25 protein-coding genes and 1 riboswitch are annotated in these 25870 nt (G+C 70.7%); of the genes, 14 read left to right on the top strand and 11 right to left on the bottom strand.

Features of this window, described 5'->3' with window-relative positions:
- Positions 1–108: 108 nt before the first annotated feature.
- The 4 genes from ACFVVO_RS03785 to ACFVVO_RS03770 all read right to left on the bottom strand — a co-directional run bounded on the left by ACFVVO_RS03785 (position 109) and on the right by ACFVVO_RS03770 (position 3863).
- Positions 109–441 carry a DUF952 domain-containing protein gene (locus ACFVVO_RS03785; RefSeq protein WP_390051379.1) on the bottom strand — a complete coding sequence of 111 codons (333 nt, stop codon included), beginning with the start codon at positions 439–441 and terminating at the stop codon, positions 109–111.
- Between the two features lie 72 nt (positions 442–513).
- The gene (locus ACFVVO_RS03780) at positions 514–738 is read right to left on the bottom strand and encodes a hypothetical protein (protein ID WP_390051377.1); all 225 of its coding nucleotides are present in this window, start codon (positions 736–738) and stop codon (positions 514–516) included.
- A 475-nt stretch (positions 739–1213) separates the two neighbouring features.
- On the bottom strand, positions 1214–2344 hold the full coding sequence (locus ACFVVO_RS03775) for a family 2 encapsulin nanocompartment cargo protein polyprenyl transferase (protein WP_390051376.1): 1131 nt from the start codon (positions 2342–2344) through the stop codon (positions 1214–1216).
- 112 nt (positions 2345–2456) lie between these two features.
- A complete protein-coding gene (locus tag ACFVVO_RS03770) occupies positions 2457–3863 on the bottom strand; it encodes a family 2B encapsulin nanocompartment shell protein (protein ID WP_390051374.1) in 1407 nt (468 codons plus the stop codon).
- A gap of 290 nt (positions 3864–4153) precedes the next feature.
- Between ACFVVO_RS03770 and ACFVVO_RS03765 the strand changes: the two genes are divergently transcribed.
- Both ACFVVO_RS03765 and ACFVVO_RS03760 read left to right on the top strand, forming a co-directional pair.
- Entirely contained in the window at positions 4154–4747 is a 594-nt protein-coding gene (locus tag ACFVVO_RS03765) for an N-acetylmuramoyl-L-alanine amidase (protein WP_390051372.1), read from the top strand.
- A 34-nt stretch (positions 4748–4781) separates the two neighbouring features.
- Positions 4782–5675, top strand: coding sequence for a 1-aminocyclopropane-1-carboxylate deaminase/D-cysteine desulfhydrase (locus ACFVVO_RS03760; RefSeq protein ID WP_390051370.1), 894 nt, complete (start codon positions 4782–4784; stop codon positions 5673–5675).
- A gap of 194 nt (positions 5676–5869) precedes the next feature.
- Here the strand turns inward: ACFVVO_RS03760 and ACFVVO_RS03755 are convergent, their stop codons facing one another.
- Positions 5870–7465 carry a Na+/H+ antiporter gene (locus ACFVVO_RS03755; RefSeq protein ID WP_390051368.1) on the bottom strand — a complete coding sequence of 532 codons (1596 nt, stop codon included), beginning with the start codon at positions 7463–7465 and terminating at the stop codon, positions 5870–5872.
- Positions 7466–7527: 62 nt separating this feature from the next.
- Here ACFVVO_RS03755 and ACFVVO_RS03750 point away from each other — a divergent pair, with 62 nt between their 5' ends.
- From ACFVVO_RS03750 to ACFVVO_RS03740, 3 genes are all read left to right on the top strand, one after another.
- Positions 7528–7788 carry a UBP-type zinc finger domain-containing protein gene (locus ACFVVO_RS03750; protein ID WP_390051367.1) on the top strand — a complete coding sequence of 87 codons (261 nt, stop codon included), beginning with the start codon at positions 7528–7530 and terminating at the stop codon, positions 7786–7788.
- A 261-nt stretch (positions 7789–8049) separates the two neighbouring features.
- Positions 8050–8463 carry an anti-sigma regulatory factor gene (locus ACFVVO_RS03745; RefSeq protein WP_019058277.1) on the top strand — a complete coding sequence of 138 codons (414 nt, stop codon included), beginning with the start codon at positions 8050–8052 and terminating at the stop codon, positions 8461–8463.
- The gene (locus ACFVVO_RS03740) at positions 8460–9557 is read left to right on the top strand and encodes an RNA polymerase sigma factor SigF (protein ID WP_390051365.1); all 1098 of its coding nucleotides are present in this window, start codon (positions 8460–8462) and stop codon (positions 9555–9557) included. Before ACFVVO_RS03745 ends, ACFVVO_RS03740 begins: the two co-directional genes overlap by 4 nt.
- 19 nt (positions 9558–9576) lie before the next feature.
- Here ACFVVO_RS03740 and ACFVVO_RS03735 read toward each other — a convergent pair whose 3' ends face one another.
- Positions 9577–10029 carry a hypothetical protein gene (locus tag ACFVVO_RS03735; protein WP_390051363.1) on the bottom strand — a complete coding sequence of 151 codons (453 nt, stop codon included), beginning with the start codon at positions 10027–10029 and terminating at the stop codon, positions 9577–9579.
- A 160-nt stretch (positions 10030–10189) separates the two neighbouring features.
- On the opposite strand from ACFVVO_RS03735, the gene ACFVVO_RS03730 reads away from it, so the two are divergent.
- Positions 10190–11158, top strand: a complete 969-nt coding sequence (locus ACFVVO_RS03730; protein WP_390051361.1) for a diacylglycerol/lipid kinase family protein — start codon at positions 10190–10192, stop codon at positions 11156–11158.
- A 320-nt stretch (positions 11159–11478) separates the two neighbouring features.
- A complete protein-coding gene (locus ACFVVO_RS03725) occupies positions 11479–11736 on the top strand; it encodes a WhiB family transcriptional regulator (protein WP_003992873.1) in 258 nt (85 codons plus the stop codon).
- 164 nt (positions 11737–11900) lie between these two features.
- Here the strand turns inward: ACFVVO_RS03725 and ACFVVO_RS03720 are convergent, their stop codons facing one another.
- Entirely contained in the window at positions 11901–13376 is a 1476-nt protein-coding gene (locus tag ACFVVO_RS03720) for a sensor histidine kinase (RefSeq protein ID WP_390051360.1), read from the bottom strand.
- A gap of 335 nt (positions 13377–13711) precedes the next feature.
- Positions 13712–14341, bottom strand: a complete 630-nt coding sequence (locus tag ACFVVO_RS03715) for a TetR/AcrR family transcriptional regulator (RefSeq protein WP_390051358.1) — start codon at positions 14339–14341, stop codon at positions 13712–13714.
- A gap of 189 nt (positions 14342–14530) precedes the next feature.
- On the opposite strand from ACFVVO_RS03715, the gene nagB reads away from it, so the two are divergent.
- From nagB to ACFVVO_RS03685, 6 genes are all read left to right on the top strand, one after another.
- On the top strand, positions 14531–15316 hold the full coding sequence (gene nagB / locus ACFVVO_RS03710; RefSeq protein WP_390051357.1) for a glucosamine-6-phosphate deaminase: 786 nt from the start codon (positions 14531–14533) through the stop codon (positions 15314–15316).
- A gap of 200 nt (positions 15317–15516) precedes the next feature.
- Entirely contained in the window at positions 15517–16281 is a 765-nt protein-coding gene (locus tag ACFVVO_RS03705; RefSeq protein ID WP_390051355.1) for a GntR family transcriptional regulator, read from the top strand.
- 137 nt (positions 16282–16418) lie between these two features.
- Positions 16419–16682 (top strand): DUF3311 domain-containing protein, encoded by a 264-nt coding sequence (locus ACFVVO_RS03700; RefSeq protein ID WP_390051353.1) that lies wholly within the window; start codon positions 16419–16421, stop codon positions 16680–16682.
- Positions 16679–18307, top strand: a complete 1629-nt coding sequence (gene mctP / locus ACFVVO_RS03695) for a monocarboxylate uptake permease MctP (protein WP_390051351.1) — start codon at positions 16679–16681, stop codon at positions 18305–18307. Before ACFVVO_RS03700 ends, mctP begins: the two co-directional genes overlap by 4 nt.
- Before the next feature lie 117 nt (positions 18308–18424).
- A riboswitch (cobalamin riboswitch) is annotated at positions 18425–18579 on the top strand.
- 123 nt (positions 18580–18702) lie between these two features.
- Complete coding sequence (locus ACFVVO_RS03690) at positions 18703–21093, top strand: ribonucleoside-diphosphate reductase subunit alpha (RefSeq protein WP_390051350.1); 2391 nt, start codon at positions 18703–18705, stop codon at positions 21091–21093.
- Between the two features lie 56 nt (positions 21094–21149).
- Positions 21150–22160: a ribonucleotide-diphosphate reductase subunit beta gene (locus ACFVVO_RS03685; RefSeq protein ID WP_390051348.1), complete on the top strand. Its 1011-nt coding sequence runs from the start codon at positions 21150–21152 to the stop codon at positions 22158–22160.
- On the opposite strand, the gene ACFVVO_RS03680 is transcribed toward ACFVVO_RS03685, so the two are convergent.
- Positions 22073–22327: a hypothetical protein gene (locus ACFVVO_RS03680; protein WP_390051347.1), complete on the bottom strand. Its 255-nt coding sequence runs from the start codon at positions 22325–22327 to the stop codon at positions 22073–22075. The genes ACFVVO_RS03685 and ACFVVO_RS03680 overlap by 88 nt on opposite strands.
- Before the next feature lie 92 nt (positions 22328–22419).
- On the opposite strand from ACFVVO_RS03680, the gene ACFVVO_RS03675 reads away from it, so the two are divergent.
- Positions 22420–23385, top strand: a complete 966-nt coding sequence (locus ACFVVO_RS03675; protein ID WP_390051346.1) for a helix-turn-helix domain-containing protein — start codon at positions 22420–22422, stop codon at positions 23383–23385.
- 19 nt (positions 23386–23404) lie between these two features.
- Here the strand turns inward: ACFVVO_RS03675 and ACFVVO_RS03670 are convergent, their stop codons facing one another.
- Positions 23405–24775, bottom strand: a complete 1371-nt coding sequence (locus ACFVVO_RS03670) for a cytochrome P450 (protein WP_390051344.1) — start codon at positions 24773–24775, stop codon at positions 23405–23407.
- Positions 24772–25857 (bottom strand): epi-isozizaene synthase, encoded by a 1086-nt coding sequence (cyc1, locus tag ACFVVO_RS03665; protein WP_390051343.1) that lies wholly within the window; start codon positions 25855–25857, stop codon positions 24772–24774. The genes ACFVVO_RS03670 and cyc1 overlap by 4 nt, the downstream gene beginning before the upstream one ends.
- Positions 25858–25870 lie beyond the last annotated feature (13 nt).

Here is a 25870-nt window from a genome sequence, read left to right as displayed (position 1 = left end):
CGGCTCCTGCGGCCGGATCGAGTCCTGCGACCACCATGCGATTTGGCCCCCCGCGGCCACCGTCACGGCCCGGCCCCACCGGTGTCGACGGCGCGACCCCCTCTCCGGTCACCCCCAGGGCTCGACGTCCACCACGGCGTCGACCGGGACGGGCCCGTACACGTGCGGGAACTCCTCGCCGTTCGGCGGCATGGCCTCGTACCTCACCGGCACGCCGAGCCGGGCCGGGTCCACGACCAGCACGACCAGCTCGTCCGGGCCCTCGTACTCGCCGTACAGGAAGGCCGCGATGCGCGGGAGCTGCTCGCGGGTGGAGAAGTGCACGAATCCCTCCTCCTGGAGGGTGCGGCCACGGGTGGACACCTCGTAGGCGCCGCGTGCGCGGGCCTCGTCCCACAGCGCGCGTTCGGTGATGTGGACGATGTGCGGAAGCTTCGGCATGCGGCCACGCTACGGCGCCCGCCGGGCCGCGCACACCGGGGAAAGCAGCCGGTGCGCAGGCTCGGCGCGGGTTCAGGGCTGTGGCGCGGAGGGCCCAGCGGGCCGCCCGGGCTCGGTCCCGGTGTCCGGGGTGGCCGGTACGGCGGGCTCGGTGTGCTCCCCGCGGGATGCGCAGTCGGGGTTGTGGCAGGGGCCGGGACCCCACTTCGGCACCCAGGCGCCCAGCGTCTTGTACCGGCCGACGACCGTTTCGACGGGCTGCCCGCAGACGGGACAGACGTGGCTCTCGCTGCCCATGTCCTCAGGGTAGGGCGGGCGGGGGCTCAGCGCTCCCCGCGGTACGTCCGCACGATCCCCCCGTTGCCGAAGGCGCGGACCGAGTCCAGGGCGAACTCCGTGCCGTCGCCGTGCTCCACCTCGCGATACTCGGCCTCCTCGCTCGGCCTCCTCCCGGAGCACCTCACCCTCCCCGGCGGTCCTGGACGGAGCCACCCTCCCCGCCGTCCTGAACGGAGCCCTGGAGGGCGTGGCCGTGCCGGAGGGCCCGTCGAGAGGACCGTGAGGACGGTCGTGCCGGAGGCGTAGCCCCTTCCGGCGGCCCACTCACCCGCGGGCAGGCAGAGCACCCCTCACGGACAAGCGGCGGGTCCCGCGCGCGGTGGGGGTGCGCGGGGCCCGCCCGAGGCCGGAGCCCCGGTGACCGTGCGGGGTCAGGAGCCGCACGGTCCCGGTGGCTCCGGGTTCCTCGGCCGGCCGTCGGACGACGGCCGGCTCAGCTGCTGCGCCGGGTCACGAACTCGGCCAGGGCCAGCAGTCCGCCCGCCGTCTCCGGCGCGGGGACGGCGCGGGCCAGTTCCTGTACCGCCCGGGCCATCCGGTCGGCCGCCTCGGCCTGCGCCCAGTCCCGGCCGCCGGCCCGCTCGACCGCCAGGGCCGTACGCGCGATCTCCCCGCAGTCCCCGTCCTCCCCCTCGGCGTACGGCTTCCCGTACAGCGCGGCGAGTTCGGCTCCCGCCGGGGTACCGGAGGTCAGGGCCGCCACCACCGGCAGGGACTTCTTGCGGGCGGCGAGATCCGCGCCGGCCGGCTTGCCGGTGCGCAGCGGATCGCCCCATATGCCGATCACGTCGTCGATCAGCTGGAAGGCGAGCCCGGCCTGGCGTCCGAAGCCGTCCAGCGCCGCCACGTCCTCCTCCCCGGCGCCCGCGTACAGCGCACCGAGCGCACAGGCGCAGCCCAGCAGCGCGCCGGTCTTCGCCTCGGCCATGGCCAGCACCGCGTCCAGGGTCACCTCCCCGGGAGCGCGCCGCTCCAGTGCCGTGTCGGTGTGCTGTCCTGCGCACAGCTCGACGACACAGTCGGCGAGCCGGGCGACGGCCTGTCCGGAGACCGGGTGCGGATCCGCGGCGAGCAGCCGCAGGGCCAGCGCCTGCAGCGCGTCCCCGGCGAGGATCGCGTCGGCGTCGCCGAACACGGTCCAGGCCGTGGGCCGGTGTCTTCGGGTGGTGTCCCGGTCCATCACGTCGTCGTGCAACAGCGTGAAGTTGTGGACCAGTTCGACCGCCACGGCGGCCCGGACGGCCGCCGCCCTCGCTCTCGGGCCGCCGAGCGCCGCGGCCGCGGCGAGGACGAGCGCCGGCCTGATCGCCTTGCCCGCGTTGCCCGCCGCCGCGGTGCCGTCCGCCTGCTCCCAGCCGAAGTGGTAACGGGCGATCCGGCGCATCGAACCGGGCAGCGAGTCGACGGCCGCGCGCAGTTCCGGGTCCACGACGGCCCGGGTCCGCTCCAGCAGCACCGTCGCCTCCTGCCCGTCCGGCGGGCCGGCCGCGGCGCCACCGGTGGACTCGCGTGGCTCACGCGGTCCGGGTGCGCGCTGTCTGGTCTCCGTCATGAAATCGGCCATGGCTCCCCCTCGCGATGCCCGCGGACGGCGGCGCTTCCACCCGGGGTGAACGCGTACCCCGAGGATGTACCCGCCCCGGGGGGCGGGGACACGGGTGCGCGGTGCGCGGACGTCACCTCCACCGGCCGATCTCGACGTTCTCCAGGACGCCGAGCGCGTCGGGCACCAGGACCGCGGCCGAGTAGTACGCCGTCACCAGGTACTTGATGACCGCCTGTTCGTTGATGCCCATGAACCGGACGGACAGGCTCGGCTCGATCTCGTCCGGGATGCCGGACTGCCTCAGCCCGACGACGCCCTGGTCGGCCTCTCCGGTTCGCATGGCGATGATCGAGGTCGTGCGCTCGGGGGTGACGGGGATCTTGCTGCACGGATAGATCGGCACACCACGCCAGGTGGGGATGCGGTTGCCGCCGAGGTCGATGGTCTCCGGGACCAGTCCGCGCTTGTTCAGCTCACGCCCGAACGCGGCGATCGCACGCGGGTGGGCGAGGAACAGCTTGGTGCCCCGCCGGCGGCTGAGCAGCTCGTCCATGTCGTCCGGGCCGGGTACGCCGTCGTGCGGCTGGATCCGCTGGTCGTACTCGCAGTTGTGCAGCAGCCCGAAGTCCCGGTTGTTGACCAGCTCGTGCTCCTGACGCTCCTTCAGCGCCTCGACCGTCAGCCGCAGCTGCTGCTCGGTCTGGTTCATCGGCTGGTTGTACAGGTCGGCCACGCGGGAGTGGATGCGCAGCACGGTCTGGGCGATGCTCAGTTCGTACTCGCGCGGCTGGGCCTCGTAGTCGACGAAGGTGTGCGGGATGTCCGGCTCGCCGCTGTGGCCGGCCGCCAGCTCGACCTCCTTCTCGCCGAACTTGTTGGTCCGCTGCTCGGGGATGGAGCGCAGCCGCCGAAGGTGCTCCCGCAGCGAGTCGGAGCGCTCGGCGACCTGCTCGAAGTCCTCGCGGCCGAGGACCAGCACCGTGCACGCGGTGTCCGCGCGGGCGGTGTACTCCCAGATGACGTCCGGGTCCAGCAGCGCCGCCTCGCCGAAGTAGGCGCCGTCGGCGAGGACGCCGAGGACCGCGTCGTCGCCGTACGGGCCCGAGCCGATCTTCGCGACCCTGCCGTGGGCCAGCAGGTAGACCTTCTCGGTCCGGGCGCCGAAGGAGGCGATGACCTCTCCCGGCGCGAAGTTCCGCTGGCGGCAGCGCCGGGCCAGCTCGGTGAGGACCTCGTCGTCCTCGTACGACCGCAGCGCCGGCAGCTCGCCGAGTTCGGCCGGGACGACCTCCACCTGGTCCCCGGTCTTCACGAAGGTGATGCGGCCGTCGCCGACGGCGTACGTCAGCCGCCGGTTCACCCGGTACGTGCCACCCTGGACGTCCACCCAGGGCAGCGTGCGCAGCAGCCAGCGGGAGCTGATCTCCTGCATCTGCGGAACGGACTTGGTGGTGGTGGCCAGGTTCCGCGCTGCCGCCGTGCCGAGAGACTGCTGCGGCTTGCCCTGCTCCGTGCGGACCTCTTCGCCTACCGACATATGGCTATGCCCTCTCATGTATGCCCGGCGCCGAATCGCACACCGGTCTCACGAGCAAGCTTCCATCACGTAACGTGGCCGTGCCATTACCCGAAAGAGCGGGAATGGATCATCGCACTACTGGGCAGAAAGTGGGACCTTGTCCAGCGCCACCCGGGATGTGCCGCCTGTCCGGATCGGCTCGCACAATGTGCGAGCGAGGTAGTCCGGGACGTCCGGTTTCGGTAGAAGCAGCTGTACGAGTGGGCCGCGACCGGCGGCCGACCGGGCACAGCACGAAGGAGGCGGCCATGGCCCCACCCATGTCCGCGAGCGGGTTTCTGGCCGCGCTGCGAGCGGAGGGCGCGACGGTCGTCGAGGTCGGCGACTGGCAGCACCACAACCGCAACCACAAGGGCCCGTGGGGCCCCGTCCACGGCGTGATGATCCACCACACGGTGACCCGGGGCAGCGCCCACACCGTCGAGATCTGCCGCGACGGACACGCGGGGCTCCCCGGCCCGTTGTGCCACGGCGTGATCACCAAGGACGGCATGATCCACCTGGTCGGCCACGGCCGCGCCAACCACGCCGGTCTCGGCGACGACGAGGTGCTGCGGGCCGTGATCGCGGAGAAACGGCTGCCGCCGGACAACGAGGCGAACACCGACGGCAACCGGCACTTCTACGGCTTCGAGTGCGAGAACCTGGGCGACGGCGACGACCCGTGGCCCGAGGCGCAGCTGGACGCGATCGCACGGGCCGCGGCGGCCGTGTGCCGCCATCACGGCTGGACGGAAAGGTCGGTCATCGGCCACCTGGAGTGGCAGCCGGGCAAGGTGGACCCGCGCGGCTTCTCGATGGCGTGGCTGCGGGAGCGGGTGGGGGATCGCCTGAAGTCGTAGCCGTCCGCGGCCGCCACCGGGCGACAATGAGGGCGTGACCAGCACCGGCCCGCTCGCCCCGCGCCTGCCCTCGCCCCTGCGGGAGGTACGGGACGACCGGTTCGGCCGGCGCGGCCTGCGCCTGCTCCTCAAGCGGGACGACCTGATCCACCCGGAGCTGATCGGCAACAAGTGGCGCAAACTGGCCCCCAACATCGAGGCGGCACGAGGCCGGGCCCTGGTCACCTTCGGCGGGGCCTACTCCAACCATCTGCGCGCGACCGCCGCGGCGGGCCGGCTGCTGGGGTTGCCGACCACCGGCGTGGTCCGGGGCCAGGAGCTGGCCGGCCGGCCGCTCAACCCGTCGCTGGCCCGGTGCGCGGCCGACGGCATGCGGCTGCACTTCGTCGACAGATCGACATACCGGCACAAGCACGAGCCGGAGACCCGGGCCGCGATCCTGCGCGCCGCCGGCGCCGAGGACGCGTACGTCGTCCCCGAGGGGGGCAGCAACGCCGCGGCCGTGCGCGGCTGCCGGGCCCTGGGTGAGGAGCTGGGCGGACACACCGATGTCGTCGCGGTGGCCTGCGGCACCGGCGGCACGCTCGCCGGACTCGCCGCCGGGCTGCCCCACGGCAGCCGGGCGCTCGGCATACCGGTGCTCAAGGGCGGCTTCCTGGCAGCCGACGTACAGGCCCTGCAGGAAGCGGCCTTCGGTACCCGCAGCGGCAGCTGGTCCGTGGACGACCGCTTCCACTTCGGCGGCTACGCCCGCACGACGCCCGCGCTCGACGCCTTCGCACAGGACTTCGAGCAGCGGCATTCCCTGCCCGTGGAGCGTCTATATGTCGCCAAGATGCTCTACGGACTCGCCTCCCTGGCCGAGGAGGGCGCCTTCGCGCGCGGGACGACGGTCACGGCGGTGGTCACCGGGCGGCCCTTCCCGTAGCCCGGCATGATCCGAACGAGAGGCCCGGGCTGGTGCTGTGGCCGGAACGGTCTGCCGGGAAGCCCGCGGCGTCCGGTGCGGTGCGTCGCAAGGCGAAGCATCGCACCGGGTACTGGATGTACTCGGGTGATGCGACAACGCGGCGAGGTGCCGTGCCGGGCGTCGCGAGCCGGTGCACCTTTCCGGTCGCAGCACTAGGCGGCCTCCCGGTAGGCGGCCGCCTCCTCCAGGTCGAGCCTGCGCAGCAGCACGCGGAGCATCTCGTCGTCGATGTAGCGGTGGTCGCGGAGCCTGACGAACACCTCGCGCTCGGCGCTGATCATCTCGCGCGCCAGACGGCGGTAGGTGTCGTCGACGGACTCACCGGTGACCTGGTTGACCTGGCCGAGCCGCTCCCAGACGGCGTTGCGGCGGCGCTCCAGCACCGAGCGCAGGCGGTCCGCGAGCGGCGGCGGCAGGGCGTTGCGCTCGTCGGAGAGCAGTTCCTCGAGGCGGCTCTCCGCGGCCAGGGAGGCCTGCGCCTGGGCGTTGGCCTCGGCCAGCGTCTCGGCCCGCCGGTCGCGGCCGGGGAATTTCAGCAGGCGGATCAGCGGCGGCAGGGTCACCCCCTGGAGTACCAGCGTGCCGATGACGGTGGTGAAGGTCAGGAAGAGGATCAGGTTGCGCTGCGGGAAGGGGTGGCCGCCGTGCACGGTCAGCGGGATGGAGAAGGCGATGGCGAGGGAGACCACTCCGCGCATCCCGGCCCACGAGGTGACCATCGCCCCCCGCCAGGTGGGGTTCTCCTCACGTGTCCTGATCCGCTCCGACAGCAGGCGGGGCACGAAGGCCGCCGGGTAGACCCAGACGAACCGGGCCAGCACGACGACCACGAAGACCGCGATCGCGTACCAGGCGGCCGTGACGCCCTCGTACTCGCCGAGGCCCCTCAGGACGACCGGAAGCTGCAGGCCGATCAGGGCGAAGACCGCGGACTCCAGGATGAAGGCGACCATCTTCCACACCGCCTCCTCCTGGAGGCGGGTGGCGAAGTCGACCTCCCACGCGCGGTGCCCGAGGTAGAGGGCGACGACCACGACCGCGAGGACGCCGGAGGCGTGCACCTGCTCGGCGACGCTGTAGGCGACGAACGGGATCAGCAGGGACAGCGTGTTCTGCAGCAGCGGTTCCCTCAGGTGCGTGCGCAGCCAGTGCAGGGGCGCCATGAGCAGGAGGCCGACACCGACACCGCCGACGGACGCGATCAGGAACTCCTCGATGCCGCCCGCCCAGGTGGCGCCCTCGCCGATGGCGGCGGCCAGCGCCACCTTGTAGGCGGTGATCGCGGTGGCGTCGTTCAGCAGGGACTCCCCCTGCAGGATCGTGGTGATCCGGGACGGCAGCCCGACCCGGCGGGCGACCGCCGTGGCGGCGACCGCGTCGGGCGGCGCCACCACCGCGCCCAGCACCAGGGCGGCGGGCAGCGGCATCCCGGGGATGACCAGATAGGCGGCCCAGCCGACGACGACGGTCGCGAACAGCACGTACCCCACCGACAGCAGCGCCACCGGCCTGAGCTGGGCCCGCAGGTCGAGGTAGGAGCTGTCGCTCGCCGAGGTGTACAGCAGCGGCGGCAGCACGAGCGGCAGGACCACCTCGGGGTCGAGCCGGTAGTCCGGCACGCCCGGGGTGTAGGAGACCGCAAGGCCGACCGCGACCAGCAGCAGTGGCGCCGGCAGCGGGGTACGCCGGGCCGCCCCCGCGACCGCGGCGCTCCCCGCCACCAGCAGGAGCAGCGGCATCACGTCCATGGTCCTCGCCCACCCTCGTTTTTCCGCGCGGCCACCCGCACAGCCGTCGTAACCTGGCAATCATGAAACAGTGCACGCACTCCGACGCGCTGCCGCACCCCCAACCCGAGCCGCTCAGCGAGACGTGCCCGGAGTGTCTCGCGCAGGGCACGCATCCGGTGCAGCTGCGACTCTGTCTTACCTGTGGCCACATCGGCTGCTGCGACTCCTCGCCGGGACGGCACGCCACGGGGCACCACACGGAGACCGGCCACCCGGTGATGCGGACCTTCGAGCCCGGCGAGGACTGGCGCTGGTGCTTCATCGACCACGTACTCGTGTGACACTTCAGGGAGCGGCCACCGCCGACGGTTCGGGCGTGTGACGCCGGGGTACGTCAACCCGGCGCGCGCTCTTCCCATTTGGGCCCGCTAACCCTCTAGACACGGAGCGTATCCGCAGCTTTACTGTGAGTGACGCCAGGGGGTTGGGGCCCCGGGGACAGAAACGTTCGGAGCGCGATAGCGTCACCGCGGAACCACGTATGCGTTACCCCGGGGGGCGACCCTCGGCCCCGTAAAGCTTGTACCACCATGGAGGTGAGGGTGTCCCAGATCGCAGGCGAGCCCGCGACCCAGGACTTCGTGGAAGTCCGGCTGCCGGCTGCGGGTGCCTACCTGTCGGTGCTGCGGACGGCCACGGCCGGTCTGGCGGCCCGCTTGGACTTCACCCTGGACGAGATCGAGGATCTGCGGATCGCCGTGGACGAGGCCTGCGCGATCCTGCTGCAGCAGGCCGTGCCCGGCTCCGTGCTCAGCTGTGTCTTCCGGCTGGTCGACGACTCGCTCGAGGTCACGGTGTCGGCGCCGACCACCGACGGCCACGCCCCCGCCCGGGACACCTTCGCCTGGACGGTGCTCTCGGCACTGGCGGGGAAGGTCTCGTCCGCCGTCGACGAGGACAAGACCGTGTCGATCAGCCTCTACAAGCAGCGCGGCGCGGGCCCCGGGCCGGCGTGAGGAACGGGGACGGGCCGGTGCGGGACGAAGAGCGCGGCACACGGGAGCTGCCGGCGGAGGGCGGAGGCCCCACGGACGGCGCCCGACGCATGGCGGACGGCATCGACGGCATCCCCGAGCAGGCCAGGCCGCACCCGGAGGACGACTCCGCCGAGGCCGCCGGCGACGGTGCCGTGCAGAGCGCGCCTCCGAAGGCACGCGGCGGATCCGGGTCCGCCGCCCGCGAGGAGGCGAGGGCTCGGGGAAGGGCAACGGGCGGGACGATGAGCGAGCACGAGCGAAACGCGGAGGACGACGCGGTGGGCGCCGAGGCCGTGCAGCAGGCCACCCATCACGCTCCCCACGACCGCAGTGGGGCGCGTGCGATGTTCCTCGAACTGCGCCGGCTGAACGCGGGCAGCGCGGAGTACGCGGAACTGCGCAACCAGCTGGTCCGTATGCATCTGCCGCTCGTCGAGCATCTCGCGCGCCGCTTCCGCAACCGGGGCGAGCCGCTGGACGACCTCACCCAGGTCGCCACCATCGGCCTGATCAAGTCCGTCGACCGCTTCGACCCGGAGCGCGGCGTGGAGTTCTCCACGTACGCCACCCCGACCGTCGTCGGCGAGATCAAGCGGCACTTCCGCGACAAGGGCTGGGCGGTCCGGGTGCCGCGACGGCTGCAGGAGCTGCGCCTGGCGCTGACGACGGCCACGGCCGAGCTGTCCCAGCTGCACGGCCGCTCGCCCACCGTTCACGAGCTGGCCGAGAAGCTGGCCATCTCCGAGGAGGAGGTCCTGGAGGGCCTGGAGTCCGCCAACGCGTACTCCACGCTGTCGCTGGACGTCCCCGACACCGACGACGAGTCCCCCGCGGTGGCCGACACCCTCGGCGCCGAGGACGAGGCGCTGGAGGGCGTGGAGTACCGGGAGTCCCTCAAGCCCCTGCTGGAGGACCTGCCGCCCCGCGAGAAGCGGATTCTGCTGCTGCGCTTCTTCGGGAACATGACCCAGTCGCAGATCGCGCAGGAGGTCGGCATCTCCCAGATGCACGTCTCCCGGCTGCTGGCCCGCACCCTGGCCCAGTTGCGGGAGAAGCTGCTGGTGGAGGAGTGACCGGACCCGGGCGGGCCGCCTACTCGGCCCGGCCCGGACCCTTGATCCCGAGCGCCCGGGTCGTCGCGGGGCTCACCAGCAGCACCAGAGCGGCGACCGCCACGACGGCCAGGGCGATGCCGCCCGGAATGGCCATGCTGTCGGCCTGGAGCAGGTTGTAGGCCACCGGCAGGGCCATGAGCTGGGTGATCACCGCGGGGCCACGGCTCCAGCCGCGCCGCAGCAGCAGGCCGCGCGCGGCGAGCAGCGGCAGCAGTGCCAGCACCAGCAGGGTGATCCCGCCGGTCACGGCCTGCTGACGGTCGTCCGGGGCGCCGGTGAGCCCGAGGACCAGGATCCACACGCCGCCGATCACGAGGGCGACCCCCTCCAGCGCGGCCAGCGCCGCCGCGTACGTCAGCCGGCGCGGGCGCGGCTCGGCACTCGCGGGGGCTTCGGCGGTGTCCGGGGCGGGGTTCTGCTCACTGCTCACCCCTGAAGGGTATCGGCCGGCCGCTCGGGGCGGCCGCGGGGAGGTACCGCGCGCGGTCCGCCGCTCCGAGGGCCCGCGTGGGCAGGGTCACGCCCCCTCCTCTTACCGGATCCCTACCTCGGTCTGGGCCGGGTACCCCCCAGTAGGTACGCTGCCATCCATGCGTGCACTTCTCGTGGTCAATCCGGCGGCAACCACCACAAGCGCACGCAGACGTGACGTGCTGATCCACGCGCTGGCGAGCGAGATGAAGCTCGAGGCGGTCACCACCGAGTACCGCGGCCACGCCCGCGACCTGGGCCGGCAGGCCGCGCAGAGCTCGGACATCGACATGGTCGTGGCCCTCGGCGGCGACGGCACCGTCAACGAGGTGGTCAACGGCCTGCTGCACGCGGGCCCCGACCCGGACCGGCTGCCCGGTCTCGCCGTGGTGCCGGGCGGCTCCACCAATGTCTTCGCCCGTGCGCTCGGCCTGCCCAACGATCCGGTCGAGGCCACCGGCGCCCTGCTGGACGCCCTGCGCGAGAGCAGCGAGCGGGTCGTCGGCCTGGGCCTGACCTCGGGCACGCCCGGCACCGAGGACGAGTCGGTGCCGGCGCGCTGGTTCACGTTCAACGCGGGGCTGGGCTTCGACGCGGGTGTGGTCGGCCGGGTGGAGCAGCAGCGCGAGCGCGGGAAGAAGTCGACGCACGCGCTGTACGTACGTCAGGTGATGCGCCAGTTCCTCGGCGAGCAGCACCGACGGCACGGCACGATCACGCTCGAACGGGCCGGCGAGGCCTCGGTCACCGATCTGGTGGTCGCCATAGCCTCGAACACGTCCCCCTGGACGTATCTCGGCAATCGCCCTATGTACACGTCACCCAAGGCCTCGTTCGACACGGGCCTCGACGTACTCGGTCTCAGCCGTCTGTCCACGGCCGCCGTTGCCCGGTATGGCACCCAGTTGCTCACTTCGTCCCCCGAGCGGGGACCTCATGGGAAGCATGCCGTCTCACTCCATGATCTGGACCGGTTCACCTTGCATTCGAAGGTGCCCCTGCCCCTTCAGATGGACGGTGACCACCTGGGGCTGCGTACGAGCGTGACGTTCACAGGCGTACGCCGTGCACTGCGTGTGATTGTGTGAGCGGAAAACGCAAAAGTCCTTTCACTCGAACGTTTAGACCAGGGTCCACCCCATGGAAGTACGGCTGTGACCTAGTCGACACCGAGGAATCAAAAAAAACTTTCCTGAAGGGGTTGTATCCGCCGCTGAGGTTTGCGAGTCTCTACGTGGCGATCGGGACGGCCCGCAACACCGGCCTCCACTGATCACCGGAACCCCTCTTCAAACCAAGGACCACGCCGGGGAAGACTCGGCGATCGGCCCTTCACTTGTTGAGGGATTCGTGAAAGCGTTCACATTCACAAGCAACTTGCATGTAATACCAAGGAGAGGTAGCAGCCATGGACTGGCGTCACAACGCCGTTTGCCGCGAGGAAGACCCCGAGCTCTTCTTCCCCATCGGCAACACCGGTCCTGCGCTGCTGCAGATCGAGGAAGCCAAGGCCGTCTGCCGTCGCTGCCCGGTTATCGAGCAGTGCCTGCAGTGGGCGCTCGAGTCCGGTCAGGACTCCGGCGTCTGGGGTGGTCTCAGCGAGGACGAGCGCCGCGCCATGAAGCGCCGCGCCGCCCGCAACCGGGCCCGTCAGGCCTCCGCCTGACACCCCACCCCTGCTGACAGCCTGAGCTTGGCGGCGCGTACACCGCGTACGCATCTCCCGCCCCCGAGCCGCAGCGCGCAGTACCCCCGATGCGCATAGCTTCGAGCTTTAGCCCCGGATCACCAAGTGGTCCGGGGCTCAATGCTGTTCGGGGCCGGGCGGGCTCACTTCTGCGCGCGCACCGGGATGTCGAGGATCACCCGGGTCCCCCGCTCCGGCGCCGGGACCATGTCGAAGGTGCCGCCCAACTCGCCCTCCACCAGCGTCCGTACGATCTGCAGGCCGAGGTTGCCCGAGCGGTGCGGGTCGAATCCCTCGGGCAGGCCGACGCCGTCGTCCTGGACCGTGACCAGCAGGCGGGCCTCCTTGGTGGTGCCGCCGCGGACCGCGGAGACCTCGACCGTGCCGGTGTCGCCCTCGCGGAAGCCGTGTTCCAGGGCGTTCTGCAGCACCTCGGTGAGCACCATCGACAGCGGGGTGGCGACCTCGGCGTCGAGTATGCCGAAGCGCCCGCTGCGCCGGCCGGCCACCTTGCCCGGTGAGATCTCGGCGACCATCGCGAGCACGCGGTCGGCGATGTCGTCGAACTCAACGCGCTCGTCGAGGTTCTGAGAGAGCGTCTCGTGCACGATCGCGATCGAGCCGACCCGGCGGACGGCCTCCTCCAGGGCCTCCCGGCCACGCTCGGAACCAATGCGCCGGGCCTGCAGCCTGAGCAGGGCCGCGACGGTCTGCAGGTTGTTCTTCACCCGGTGGTGGATCTCCCGGATCGTCGCGTCCTTGGTAATCAACTCACGTTCGCGACGGCGCAGTTCGGTGACGTCCCGGCACAGCACCAGCGAACCGATGCGGGTGCCCTTGGGTTTGAGCGGAATGGCCCGGAACTGGATGACCCCGTCGTGTGCCTCGATCTCGAACTCACGCGGCGCCCAGCCGCTCGCCACCTTGGCGAGCGCCTCGTCCACCGGACCCCGGGTGGGCGCGAGTTCGGCGGTGGTCCGCCCCAGGTGGTGACCGACCAGGTCGGCGGCGAGGCCGAGCCGGTGGTAGGCGGACAGGGCGTTCGGTGAGGCGTACTGGACGATGCCGTCCGCGTCCAGCCGGATGAGTCCGTCGCCGACCCGCGGCGAGGCGTCCATGTCGACCTGCTGGTCGGGGAAGGGGAAGGAGCCGGCCGCGATCATCTGCGCGAGGTCCGAGGCGCTCTGCAGATAGGTCAGCTCCAGCCGGCTCGGGGTGCGGACGGTGAGCAGGTTGGTGTTGCGGGCGATGACGCCGAGGACGCGGCCGGCCCGCCGTACGGGGATGGACTCGACCCGGACGGGAACCTCCTCGCGCCACTCCGGGTCGCCCTCGCGCACGATCCGGCCCTCGTCCAGCGCCGCGTCCAGCATGGGCCGCCGGCCGCGCGGGACCAGATGGCCGACCATGTCGTCCTGGTACGAGGTCGGGCCGGTGTTGGGGCGCATCTGGGCGATCGAGACGTACCGGGTGCCGTCGCTGGTCGGGACCCACAGGACCAGGTCGGCGAAGGAGAGGTCGGAGAGCAGCTGCCACTCCGAGACCAGCAGGTGGAGCCACTCGAGGTCGGAGTCGTCGAGGGCCGTGTGCTGGCGTACGAGTTCGTTCATGGAGGGCACGATGCGAGCGTACCCGGGGCCGCACGGGTGACCGAAAAACACCCGCGGGCCGCGGCGCCTGGAAGGGACCCTCAGCCCTTCCGGCACCGCAGCCCGGAGCATCATCGGCCGCGGGGTGTGCGGTCCCGGTCGGCCGAAGGTCGAGGAGCCGGGGCAGTCAGGGCAGAGAGCGCCGGGTCCTCGGTCCGCCTTCCTGTGCGGGGAAGACGGAAGCTGTGCATTTTTCCCTATGAGATCCTCTTACGCATTGTGGACTAGACCACGAGGGTGTGTCCATGCGCGTGAGGGCATGCGTTGAGACGGCACGCGATGCCACGCAGCCTAGCCCGCCCGGCTCAGCCGCGGGGCCAGATGGCCATGGCAATTTCGGCGAGCGCCTCCAGCTCCGCCCGGGTCGCGCCGTCCCGGGCCTGCTGGGACATGCCGTGGAGCACCGCGGTCGCATGCCGGGCCAGGGCCGCGGCGTCGGTACCGGCGGGCAGCGGGCCGGCCGCCGCGTCGGCCCGGATCCGGGACTCCAGGGCGGCCAGGGACGCGTCGCGCCGGTCCCGCAGCAGCCGCTCGACCTCGGGACTCGTGCAGTTGGTGGCCGCGTGCGCGACCAGGCAGCCGTAGGGGTGCTCGGGGTCGGTGTACCGGGCGGCGGCCTCGCGCAGCGTGCGCCCGACGGCGGCCCGGGCGGTGGGCTCCTCGGCCAGGGCCCGGTCGGCGAAGGCGCCGTGGGTGCCGACGTAGACCCGGACGACCTCCTCGAACAGGGTCCGCTTGTCACCGAAGGCCGCGTAGAGGCTCGGGGCGCCGATGCCCATGATCCGGGTGAGGTCGGAGACCGAGGTGGCCTCGTAGCCGTGCTGCCAGAAGGCCGTCAGCGCCTTCTCCAGGGCGGTCGTCCGGTCGAAGGAGCGCGGGCGCCCTCGCGATCGCAACGGCCTGGCCTGCGGGTTCGTCTCCTGACCGGTCACCATGGAGGGCATTCTATAGCGACCCCTAGAGAATGCGGCCCTCGCGTAGTACATTTTTAATGTAGCGATCGCTAGACAACAGGGCGAGCGACTTACGCACCCCTGCTCTCGGCCCCTCGTTCTGTTAGATTGGTCTAAACCACATGGCAAGTTTCCCAGACTTCAAGCCCTCTTGAGAACGGCAGGCCCAGCGTGGAAGTTGTCATCGTTCCGGACGCCGCGGCGGGCGGCGAGCTGATCGCCGAGGCCATGGCCGAACTGCTGCGACGCAAGCCCGACGCGCTGCTCGGTATGGCCACCGGTTCCACTCCGCTGCCCATCTACCAGGCACTGGCCCTCAAGTGGCGCTCCGGTGCGGTGGACACCTCCGGGGCGCGCATAGCCCAGCTCGACGAATACGTGGGGCTGCCCGCCGACCACCCCGAGTCCTACCGCTCGGTGCTGCGCCGGGAGGTGCTGGAGCCGCTCGGCATCGGGATGGAGGCCTTCATCGGACCGGACGGCACCGCCGAGGACGTCCAGGCGGCCTGCGAGGCCTACGACCGCGCGCTCACCGAGGCCGGCGGGGTGGACCTGCAGCTCCTTGGGATCGGGACGGACGGGCACATCGGGTTCAACGAGCCGTGCTCCTCGCTCGCCTCGCGCACCCGGATCAAGACACTGACCGAGCAGACCCGGATCGACAACGCGCGCTTCTTCGACGGTGACATCGAGCAGGTGCCGCACCACGTGATCACCCAGGGCATCGGCACCATCCTGGAGGCCCGCCACCTGGTGCTGCTCGCCACCGGCGAGGGCAAGGCGGACGCGGTCGCCGCCACCGTCGAGGGGCCGGTCGCGGCCGTCTGCCCGGCCTCGGCGCTCCAGCTGCACCCGCACGCCACGGTGGTCGTCGACGAGGCCGCCGCGTCCAAGCTCAAGCTGGCCGACTACTTCCGCCACACCTACGCCCACAAGCCGGACTGGCAGGGCATATAGGGGACGTCCGGCGCGCCTGCCCCGGCGCGCCGGGGCGTGACGCCGGGGCCGCTGGACTAGACCAGCAGAGGGCGCGCCGGTATACAAAGGGGATCACGGAGCGTGCGGGTGGAGCCTGACACACGAAGCCGTGCCACGATGTGAGCCGTGGCCGACGGTCGGTCGGTCGCTTTCGGCATCCGGAGCCGGGAAGGCAGAGCATGAGCACCGACGTCAGCAGTGCGGAGCACGAGGCCGGCACGACCGTCCGTACCGCGCGCGTGCCCAAGTACTACCGCTTGAAGAAGCACCTGCTCGACATGACGGAGACGCAGGCGCCGGGCACGCCGGTCCCGCCGGAGCGCACGCTGGCGGCCGAGTTCGACACCTCCCGCACCACCGTCCGGCAGGCCCTGCAGGAGCTCGTCGTCGAGGGCCGGCTGGAGCGCATCCAGGGTAAGGGCACGTTCGTCGCCAAGCCGAAGGTGTCCCAGGCGCTGCAACTGACCTCCTACACCGAGGACATGCGCGCCCAGGGCCTGGAGCCCACCTCGCAGCTGCTGGACATCGGGTACATCACGGCCGACGACCGGCTCGCCGAGCTGCTCGACATAACGGCCGGCGGCCGGGTGCTGCGCATCGAGCGGCTGCGTATGGCCAACGCCGAACCCATGGCCATCGAGACCACCCATCTGTCGGCCAAGCGCTTCCCCGCGCTCCGGCGGTCGCTGGTGAAGTACACGTCCCTGTACACCGCGCTCGCCGAGGTCTACGGCGTCCATCTCGCCGAGGCCGAGGAGACCATCGAGACCTCGCTGGCCACCCCGCGCGAGGCGGGTCTGCTCGGTACCGACGTGGGTCTGCCGATGCTGATGCTCTCCCGCCACTCCCTGGACCGCGACGGCCAGCCGGTGGAGTGGGTTCGGTCCGTCTACCGGGGTGACCGGTACAAGTTCGTCGCCCGCCTGAAGCGCCCCCAGGACTGACCGGCGCCGGAAACCTTCACGCTCCGCACGCGAAATCGATATGCCGATATGCGGACGAGGTCTTCCGCTGCCGGGACGGCGTCACCTAGATTGCCTGCGCATTACACAGGTGATCAGCGAGGGGACGGAGCCGTGGCATGTCCGAAACGCAAGAAGTGAGACCACCGGTCGTGACACCGGTCCGGGTGATCATCGGCCTGTGCCTCGTCGCGCCCTTCGTGGCGATGCTGTGGGTCGGCTCGTACTCCAAGACGGACCCCACGTTCATCGGGATCCCGTTCTTCTACTGGTACCAGATGCTGTGGGTGGTCATCTCCACCGCGCTCACGATGCTGGCGTACCAGCTGTGGCAGCGTGACCAGCGCAGCCGCGGTGCCCGGAACGGGGGTGCGGCGAAGTGAAGGACGGCGTCAACGGCGTCGCGCTCGGCGTCTTCATCTTCTTCTTCCTGGCCGTCACGGTCATGGGCTTCCTGGCCGCACGCTGGCGCAGGGCCGACAACGAGCACTCCCTGGACGAATGGGGCCTGGGCGGAAGGTCGTTCGGCACCTGGATCACCTGGTTCCTGCTCGGCGGCGACCTGTACACGGCGTACACCTTCGTCGCCGTACCGGCGGCGATCTACGCGGCGGGCGCGGCCGGCTTCTTCGCGGTCCCGTACACGATCCTCGTCTACCCGCTGATCTTCACGTTCCTGCCCCGCCTGTGGTCGGTCTCGCACCGCCACGGCTACGTCACGACCTCGGACTTCGTGCGCGGCCGGTTCGGCTCCAAGGGCCTGTCGCTGGCCGTGGCGGTCACCGGCATCCTCGCGACGATGCCGTACATCGCGTTGCAGCTCGTGGGCATCCAGGCGGTGCTGGACGTGATGGGCGTCGGCGGCGGCGAGAGCACCAACTGGTTCGTGAAGGACCTGCCGCTGCTCATCGCCTTCGGCGTGCTGGCCGCGTACACCTACTCGTCCGGGCTGCGTGCCCCCGCCCTGATCGCGTTCGTGAAGGACACGCTGATCTACATCGTCATCGCGGTGGCGATCATCTACATCCCGATCAAGCTGGGCGGGTTCGACGACGTCTTCGCCAAGGCGGGCGACGCCTTCAGCCAGGTCAACCCGGCGACCGGCAAGCCGCGCGGCGCGCTCGCCCCGCCGGAGGCGGGCCAGTGGACGTACGCCACCCTGGCGCTCGGTTCCGCGCTCGCCCTGTTCATGTACCCGCACTCGATCACCGCGACCCTGTCGTCCAGGAGTCGTGAGGTGATCCGCCGCAACACCACACTCCTGCCGCTGTACTCGCTGATGCTGGGTCTGCTGGCCCTGCTCGGCTTCATGGCGATCGCGGCCGGGGTCAAGGTCACCAACGGTCAGCTGGCGATCCCGCAGCTCTTCGAGGACATGTTCCCGGACTGGTTCGCGGGTGTGGCCTTCGCGGCGATCGGCATCGGCGCCCTGGTGCCCGCGGCCATCATGTCCATCGCGGCGGCGAACCTGTTCACCCGCAACATCTACAAGGACTTCATCAAGCCGGACGCCACGCCGAAGGAGGAGACCCGGGTCTCCAAGATCGTGTCGCTGCTGGTGAAGGTGGGCGCGCTGGTCTTCGTCCTGACGATGGACAAGACGGTCGCCATCAACTTCCAGCTGCTGGGCGGCATCTGGATCCTGCAGACCTTCCCGGCCCTGGTCGGCGGCCTGTTCACCCGCTGGTTCCACCGCTGGGCACTGCTCGCCGGCTGGGCGGTCGGCATGGTGTACGGCACGCTCGCCGCGTACGGGGTGGCCTCGCCGACCCAGAAGCACTTCGGCGGCTCCGCGAAGGAGATCCCGGGCATCGGGGAGATCGGCTACATCGGCCTCACGGCGTTCGTGCTCAACGTCGTGGTCACCGTGGTGCTCACCTTCGTCCTGAAGGCCGTGAAGGCCCCGGAGGGCCTCGACGAGACCAGGCCGGAGGACTACACGGCGGACGCGGGCGACCCGGGGGTCGAGGTGGAACTCCCGCCCGCCACCGCGGGAAGCACCCACTAGCGCGACCGGTCACGAACCACCCGACAGCGGGCCGCCGAGGGCACGACCCCCGGCGGCCCGCTGTCATGCGAGTTGACCCTGCGGAGCCACCACAACACGCAACAGGCACAACATGTGGGGGTGACACGGCAGGCTGGCACAAGATGTATGCTCATCCTCGCTGTCGCCCAGGGGAATCCGGTGCGAATCCGGAACTGTCCCGCAACGGTGTACTCGCGTGTTTCCGCACGCCTGTTTCAGTCCGAGGACCTGTCGGCAGCGCGCGCCCGGCCGTCCGGTCCGGGTGCTCATCGACGTCCGGGCCTCGCGGAATGGGCCGGGGACGCGACGCCGTGCGCGCTCGCGCTGCCCCCTGCTCTCCGCAAGGCCCCGTGCCGAGCGAGGGAGAGCCCCACGTGACCATCGCGCCAGCCGACCCGGCTTCAGTCATCCCGGCGAGCGGAGCCCCGGTGGAGACCGACGGTCCCGGTGCCGCGCTGCTGCGGACCCTGACCGAGCTGACCGCCGACCTCCCCCACGCCGACCCCGGCCGGGTCGCCGCGGCCGCGCTGCGCGGCCGGTCCGCCCGGGCCGACGAGGCGGAGTTGCGCGAGCTGGCCACCGAGGCGGCCGCCGGCCTCATCTCCGAGGACCCCGCCTACTCCCGGCTGGCCGCCCGGCTGCTGACCATCTCCATCCGCGCCGAGGCCGCCTCGCAGGGCGTCACGTCCTTCACCGGGTCCGTCGCCGTGGGCCACCGTGAGGGCCTTGTCGCCGACCGGACCGCGGAGTTCGTACGGCTGCACGCCGAACGGCTCGACACGCTGGTCGACACGGCGGCCGACGACCGCTTCGGCTACTTCGGCCTGCGCACGCTGCACAGCCGCTACCTCCTCCGCCACCCCATCACCCGCGAGGTGATCGAGACGCCCCAGTACTTCCTGCTGCGCGTCGCCGCCGGACTGGCCGAGGACGACACCGCCCGCTCCGTGGACGAAGTCGCCGCGCTGTACGGGCTGATGAGCCGGCTCGACTACCTGCCCTCCTCCCCCACCCTCTTCAACTCCGGCACCCGGCATCCGCAGATGTCGTCCTGCTACCTCCTCGACTCCCCGCTGGACGAGCTGGACTCCATCTACGACCGCTACCACCAGGTAGCCCGCCTCTCCAAGCACGCCGGCGGCATCGGCCTCTCGTACTCCCGTATCCGCAGCCGCGGTTCGCTGATCCGGGGCACCAACGGGCACTCCAACGGGATCGTGCCGTTCCTGAAGACGCTGGACGCCTCGGTGGCCGCGGTGAACCAGGGCGGCCGGCGCAAGGGCGCGGCCGCGGTGTACCTGGAGACCTGGCACTCCGACATCGAGGAGTTCCTGGAGCTGCGCGACAACACCGGTGAGGACGCCCGCCGTACGCACAACCTGAACCTCGCGCACTGGATCCCGGACGAGTTCATGCGCCGGGTCAACGCCGACGAGCGGTGGTCGCTGTTCTCCCCGGCGGACGTGCCGGAGCTGGTCGACCTGTGGGGCGAGGAGTTCGACGCCGCGTACCGCAGGGCGGAGGCCGCCGGGCTCGCGAAGAAGACGATGCCCGCCCGGGACCTGTACGGCCGCATGATGCGCACCCTCGCGCAGACCGGCAACGGCTGGATGACCTTCAAGGACGCCGCCAACCGCACCGCCAACCAGACGGCGACCGCGGGCCATGTCGTGCACTCCTCCAACCTGTGCACCGAGATCCTGGAGGTCACCGACGACGGCGAGACCGCGGTCTGCAACCTGGGGTCGGTCAACCTCGGCGCCTTCGTGGACACGGCGACCGGCGACCTCGACTGGGAGCGGCTCGACGAGACCGTCCGCACGGCCGTCACCTTCCTCGACCGCGTGGTCGACATCAACTTCTACCCGACCGAGCAGGCGGGCCGGTCGAACGCCAACTGGCGTCCAGTGGGCCTGGGCGCGATGGGCCTGCAGGACGTCTTCTTCAAGCTGCGGCTGCCCTTCGACTCCCCCGAGGCCAGGGCCCTGTCCTGCCGGATCGCCGAGCGGATCATGCTCGCCGCGTACGAGACCTCCGCGAACCTCGCCGAGCGCAACGGCCCGCTGCCGGCCTGGCGGAAGACCCGTACCGCCCAGGGCGTCCTGCACCCCGACCACTACGGCGTCGAGTTCACCTGGCCGGAGCGCTGGGCGGCCCTGCGCGAGCGGATCGCCGAGGTCGGCATGCGCAACTCGCTGCTCCTGGCCATCGCGCCCACGGCCACCATCGCGTCCATCGCGGGCGTGTACGAGTGCATCGAGCCGCAGGTGTCCAACCTGTTCAAGCGCGAGACGCTGTCCGGCGAGTTCCTGCAGGTCAACTCATACCTGGTGAAGGACCTGAAGGAGCTGGGCGTGTGGGACGCCCGCACCCGCGAGGCGCTGCGCGACTCCAACGGCTCGGTGCAGGACTTCGCCTGGATCCCGGCGGACGTACGGGCCCTGTACCGCACGGCGTGGGAGATCCCGCAGCGCGGTCTGATCGACATGGCGGCGGCGCGGACCCCGTTCCTCGACCAGGCGCAGTCGCTGAACCTGTTCCTGGAGACGCCGACCATCGGCAAGCTCTCCTCGATGTACTCGTACGCCTGGAAGTCGGGCCTGAAGACGACGTACTACCTGCGCTCCCGCCCGGCGACCCGGATCGCCCGCGCCGCCCAGGGACAGGCGCGGCCCCAGGCGTCCCTCCCCGTCCAGCAGGTCACCGACCCCGACGCGGTCGCCTGCTCCCTCGAGAACCCCGAGTCCTGCGAGGCCTGCCAGTAGTTCCCGCCCACCACCCGACCACCACCCCCGGAGGACGGCGCTCCGCGCCGACTGTGATGACTCGTAACACCAACCTGCTCGACCCCGGCTTCGAGCTGACTCTCCGCCCGATGCGCTACCCGGACTTCTACGAGCGCTACCGGGACGCCATCAAGAACACCTGGACCGTCGAGGAGGTCGACCTCCACTCGGACGTCGCCGACCTGGCGAAGCTGACGCCGGCCGAGCAGCATCTGATCGGCCGTCTGGTCGCCTTCTTCGCGACGGGCGACTCGATCGTCGCGAACAACCTGGTGCTGACCCTCTACAAGCACATCAACTCCCCCGAGGCCCGGCTCTACCTGAGCCGCCAGCTCTTCGAGGAGGCCGTCCACGTCCAGTTCTACCTGACGCTGCTGGACACCTATCTGCCCGACCCGGACGACCGGACGGCGGCGTTCGCGGCGGTGGAGAACATCCCCTCCATCCGGGAGAAGGCCGAGTTCTGCTTCAAGTGGATCAACGAGGTCGAGAAGCTGGACCGGCTGGAGTCCAGGGCCGACCGCCGCCGCTTCCTGCTGAACCTCATCTGCTTCGCCGCGTGCATCGAGGGCCTGTTCTTCTACGGCGCCTTCGCGTACGTCTACTGGTTCCGCAGCCGGGGTCTGCTGCACGGTCTGGCCACCGGCACCAACTGGGTGTTCCGCGACGAGACGATGCACATGTCGTTCGCCTTCGAAGTGGTCGACACCGTCCGCAAGGAGGAGCCGGACCTGTTCGACGACGAGCTGCGCGGGCAGGTCACAGACATGCTGCGGGAGGCCGTCGAGGCCGAGCTGCAGTTCGCGCGCGACCTGTGCGGTGACGGCCTCCCGGGCATGAACACCGAGTCGATGCGGCAGTACCTGGAGTGCGTCGCCGACCAGCGCCTGACGCGCCTGGGCTTCGCTCCGGTGTACGGCTCGGAGAACCCGTTCTCGTTCATGGAGTTGCAGGGCGTTCAGGAACTGACGAACTTCTTCGAGCGCCGCCCGTCGGCGTACCAGGTGGCCGTGGAGGGCACGGTCGACCTGGACGAGGACTTCTGAGCCTCCTTCTCCCGGCTCTTCGCACCCCGGGCCTCCTGAGCCTCCCTGAGCTGTCGGTCGACTCGCCTGTCGCGGGCGATGCCGAGGACGGACGGGAGGATCAGGAGGACCAGGATGCCGAGGGTGGTGAGCATTCCGATCAGGCCTTCGATCTGGTTTCCGGTCATGACACCACTGTCACGCGTGATGCTCCTTACCGACAGTGGCAGGACTGCCGCACACCCTCGATTTACTGCCAGCTTCGGGGCACACTGGCGGCATGCTGAGGAACGTGGCGGCAGTGCTGCTGGACGGCGTGCATCCCTTCGAGCTGGGGGTGGTGTGCGAGGTGTTCGGCATCGACCGCAGTGACGAGGGGCTGCCGGTGTACGACTTCGCCGTGGTCTCCGCGGAGGGCCCGGCGCTGAGCACCCATGTCGGCGGGCTCACCGTGTCGACGCCGTACGGTCTGGAGCGGCTGGAGGAGGCCGACCTGATCGCGGTGCCGGCCGGGAGCGACTACGTGACCCGGGAGTACCCGCCCGCCCTGCTCGACGCCCTGGTGCGGGCCGTGGAGCGGGGCACCCGGGTGCTCAGCGTGTGCTCGGGCGTGTTCGTTCTCGGCGCCGCCGGACTGCTCGACGGGCGGCGGTGCAGTGTGCACTGGCGGCAGGCGAGGGAGCTGGCGCTGCGCAACCCCCGGGCGCTCATCGAACCCGACGTCCTCTACGTCGACGAGGACCCGGTGATCACCTCCGCCGGCACCGCGGCCGGCATCGACGCCTGTCTGCACCTCGTGCGCAAGGAGCAGGGCCCGGAGGTGGCGAAGAAGATCGCCCGGCGGATGGTGGTGCCACCGCACCGGGACGGCGGACAGGCGCAGTACATCGAGCGGCCGCTGCCCGAGACCCCGTGCGACACGGTGGGCGAGGTGCTGGTGTGGATGGAGGAGCACCTCGACCAGGAGGTGACCGTCGAACAGCTCGCCGCCCGCGCCCACATGGCCCCGCGCACCTTCGCCCGCCGCTTCCAGCAGGAGACGGGGACGACCCCCTACCGCTGGCTGCTGCGCCAGCGGGTGCTGCTGGCACAGGAGTTGCTGGAGGGCACCGACGAGACCATGGACGCCATCGCCTACCGCACCGGCTTCGGTACGGCCGCGGCGCTGCGCCACCAGTTCGTCCGCGCCCTCGGCACGACCCCGAACGCCTACCGGCGCGCGTTCCGCGGCCCCGAGGCCGCCTGAGCGCGCCGGCAGCGGCGGCCTACCAGGGCACCGGCTTCAGCAGCAGCTTCTGCGGCCGGAGCGTGATGCCCACCCGGGTGGTGTCGTTCGACCCACCGACCTGCTCGAAGCGGTACTTCGCCGAGATCGCCGCGGTGATCAGGGTCAGCTGGGCCATGGAGAAGTGGTCGCTCGGGCACTTGCGGTTGCCGACGCTGAAGGGGCTCATCGCGTACTTCGGCACCTCCTTGACCCGCTCCGGCAGCCAGCGGTCGGGGTCGAAGTCGAGGTGGTCGCCGTAGGAGCGGGCGTCACGCTGGATGGCGTACGGGCTGTAGACGATGTCCGCGCCCGCCGGAATCGAATAGCCGCCGAGCGTGGTGTCGGTGATCGCGCGCCGCGTCAGAATCCATACGGCGGGCCGCAGCCGCATGGCCTCGACGACGACATTGTTGGTGTGCGTGAGCCGGCGGACGTGCTCGAATCCGACGGGTCGGCCTCCGGTCACGGATTCGACCTCGGCGCGCACCTGCTCCGCGTGTTCCGGGTGTTCCGCGAGCACCTGGAGCAGCCACATGATCGTGGAGGCGACCGTTTCGCTGCCCGGGGTGACTATCGCCACCACCTGGTCGTGGATCTCCTGTTCCCCGATGGGCTCGCCATTGTCGTCCTTCGCCTCCAGCAATGCCGTCAGCAAATCGTCCGGCTTTTGACCAGATGCCCTCCGCTCGGCGACGATCTCGTCGACCAGGAGATGCAAATCGGCCAATGCCCGGTTGAATTCACGGTTGGCCGGGAACGGCAGCCGGTACAGCGGTCCGAGCGGGACGGCCATCCTGCGGTACATACCGCGGAAGACGGTGGCGAGGTCGGCGCTCAGCCGCTCGGCGCGCTCGTCCATGTACTCGCCGCGCAGCAGGCAGCGGGCGGCGACGCGCACCGCGACCCGGAAGGACTCCGAGGTGCAGTCGACGGTCTCGCCGGGCCGCCAGCGCTCGGTCAGCGCGTGCGCCTCCTCCTCCATGACCGGCCCGTACGCGGGGATCGCGTCGAGCCGGAACGCGGGCTGGATCGTGCGCCGCTGGCGCCGGTGCCGGGGGCCGTTGGCGGTGGCCACGCCCTCCTTGCCGAGCAGGCCCTCCAGGGACTCCCACAGCGGCCCGTCGATCCGGTAGTCGGTGCTGAGCGCGAGCGCGCCGGTGAGCGCGGGGGTGGTGACGGCGTACACCGTCTTGGGGCCGAGCTTCAGACGCACCACGTCACCGTGCGCGCGCAACCCGGACATGAAGGCGAGCGGGTCGCGGACCAGTTTCAGGCCGTGGCCGAGGACCGGGACGGCGCCGCCGGCCAGGGGCGCCTCGCGCGGTTCCGCCGTCTCGACTGTCTGGGGCTTCACGGACTCGACGGTCATTTCTCACCTGCCGCTTCGTTGTTGACGTACGGGGGCGTGGACCGGTCCTCCCAGCTGTCGACCCGGTACCGGCCCGACTCGTGGTGGAACCAGTAGACGGAGCTGAACCAGTTCCGCATATTGCCGACACAGGCGCGGACGGCGGCGCCGAGTTCCTTTCCGGAGACCGTGCCGTCGTCGGCGAGTTCGTCGGCGAACCGCAGTGCCTCGCGTTCGGCGCCGAGGAATTCGTCGATGCATTCCTCGACGCGCCGCCTGATTTCCTCCACCGCCTCCTCGAGGGTCAGCCCCTGATGTGTGACGAGACTGATTCCGAGATTGTGCACCTCGTCGCCCGCGATTTCCTTGGGCAGTGAGCAGAGGTCGTTGTACCAGGCGGCGAATTCCTGGCTCAGCAGTGCCGGACGGCGATAGGACGGGTTTTTCCGTACGGTGTCAGGGAGTTCGAGTCCGGCGCTCGGTTCCAGGAGGTCCGTCCATATCCAGTGGGCGAAGGTGAGCCGCCGCAGGGCGAGGTACTCCTCGACCTGCGGGACATATGCCCGGGTGCGGTTGTGGAACTCGCGGTCGTAGGCGTCGATCACCGTGTGGAAGTGCCGGGTGAAGCGCTGGTTCCAGGTGTGCGGCAGGAACGAGAACAGCCGCAGCACGCTGTCCGCGAGTCCCGCGACCACCGGGTCGGGATGGCCCAGGTGCTGCCGGGGCGCGTCGAGGGCCGCGTGCAGCCGGTGGCGCAGGCGCCGCCAGTCGGCGGCCCGGCCGTGGACGATGTCACGGTCGTGGCGGTCGTCCCAGACGAAGAACCAGGCGCTGTAGTCGGTGATGGCCTGCAGGACCTCGTCGGGGGCGTCGGTGTAGTACCCCGCCATGAGGTCGGTGTAGCACAGGCCATCGGCATATTCCCGCACCTTGTCCGCCGGCATGAGCCGCTTTTCGAGCAGCCACTGCCGGGTCTTCTCCTGGAGCTTCGGCCAATACGGGTGGAGTTGTCGTGGAAAGGAGTCCTCGATCACCGGAAGTGCGAGAGACGGCGGTACCGCCACCGAGGTCGTCGATGTGGTGCCGCGTGAGAAAGCGTGCACGAACTGTCCCCTC

The organism is Streptomyces sp. NPDC058145 (genome assembly GCF_042884245.1).
Classification (GTDB): Bacteria; Actinomycetota; Actinomycetes; order Streptomycetales; family Streptomycetaceae; genus Streptomyces.
Note: the sequence above shows the minus strand (reverse complement) of the source record. Positions and strands in the feature narration are given on the sequence as shown.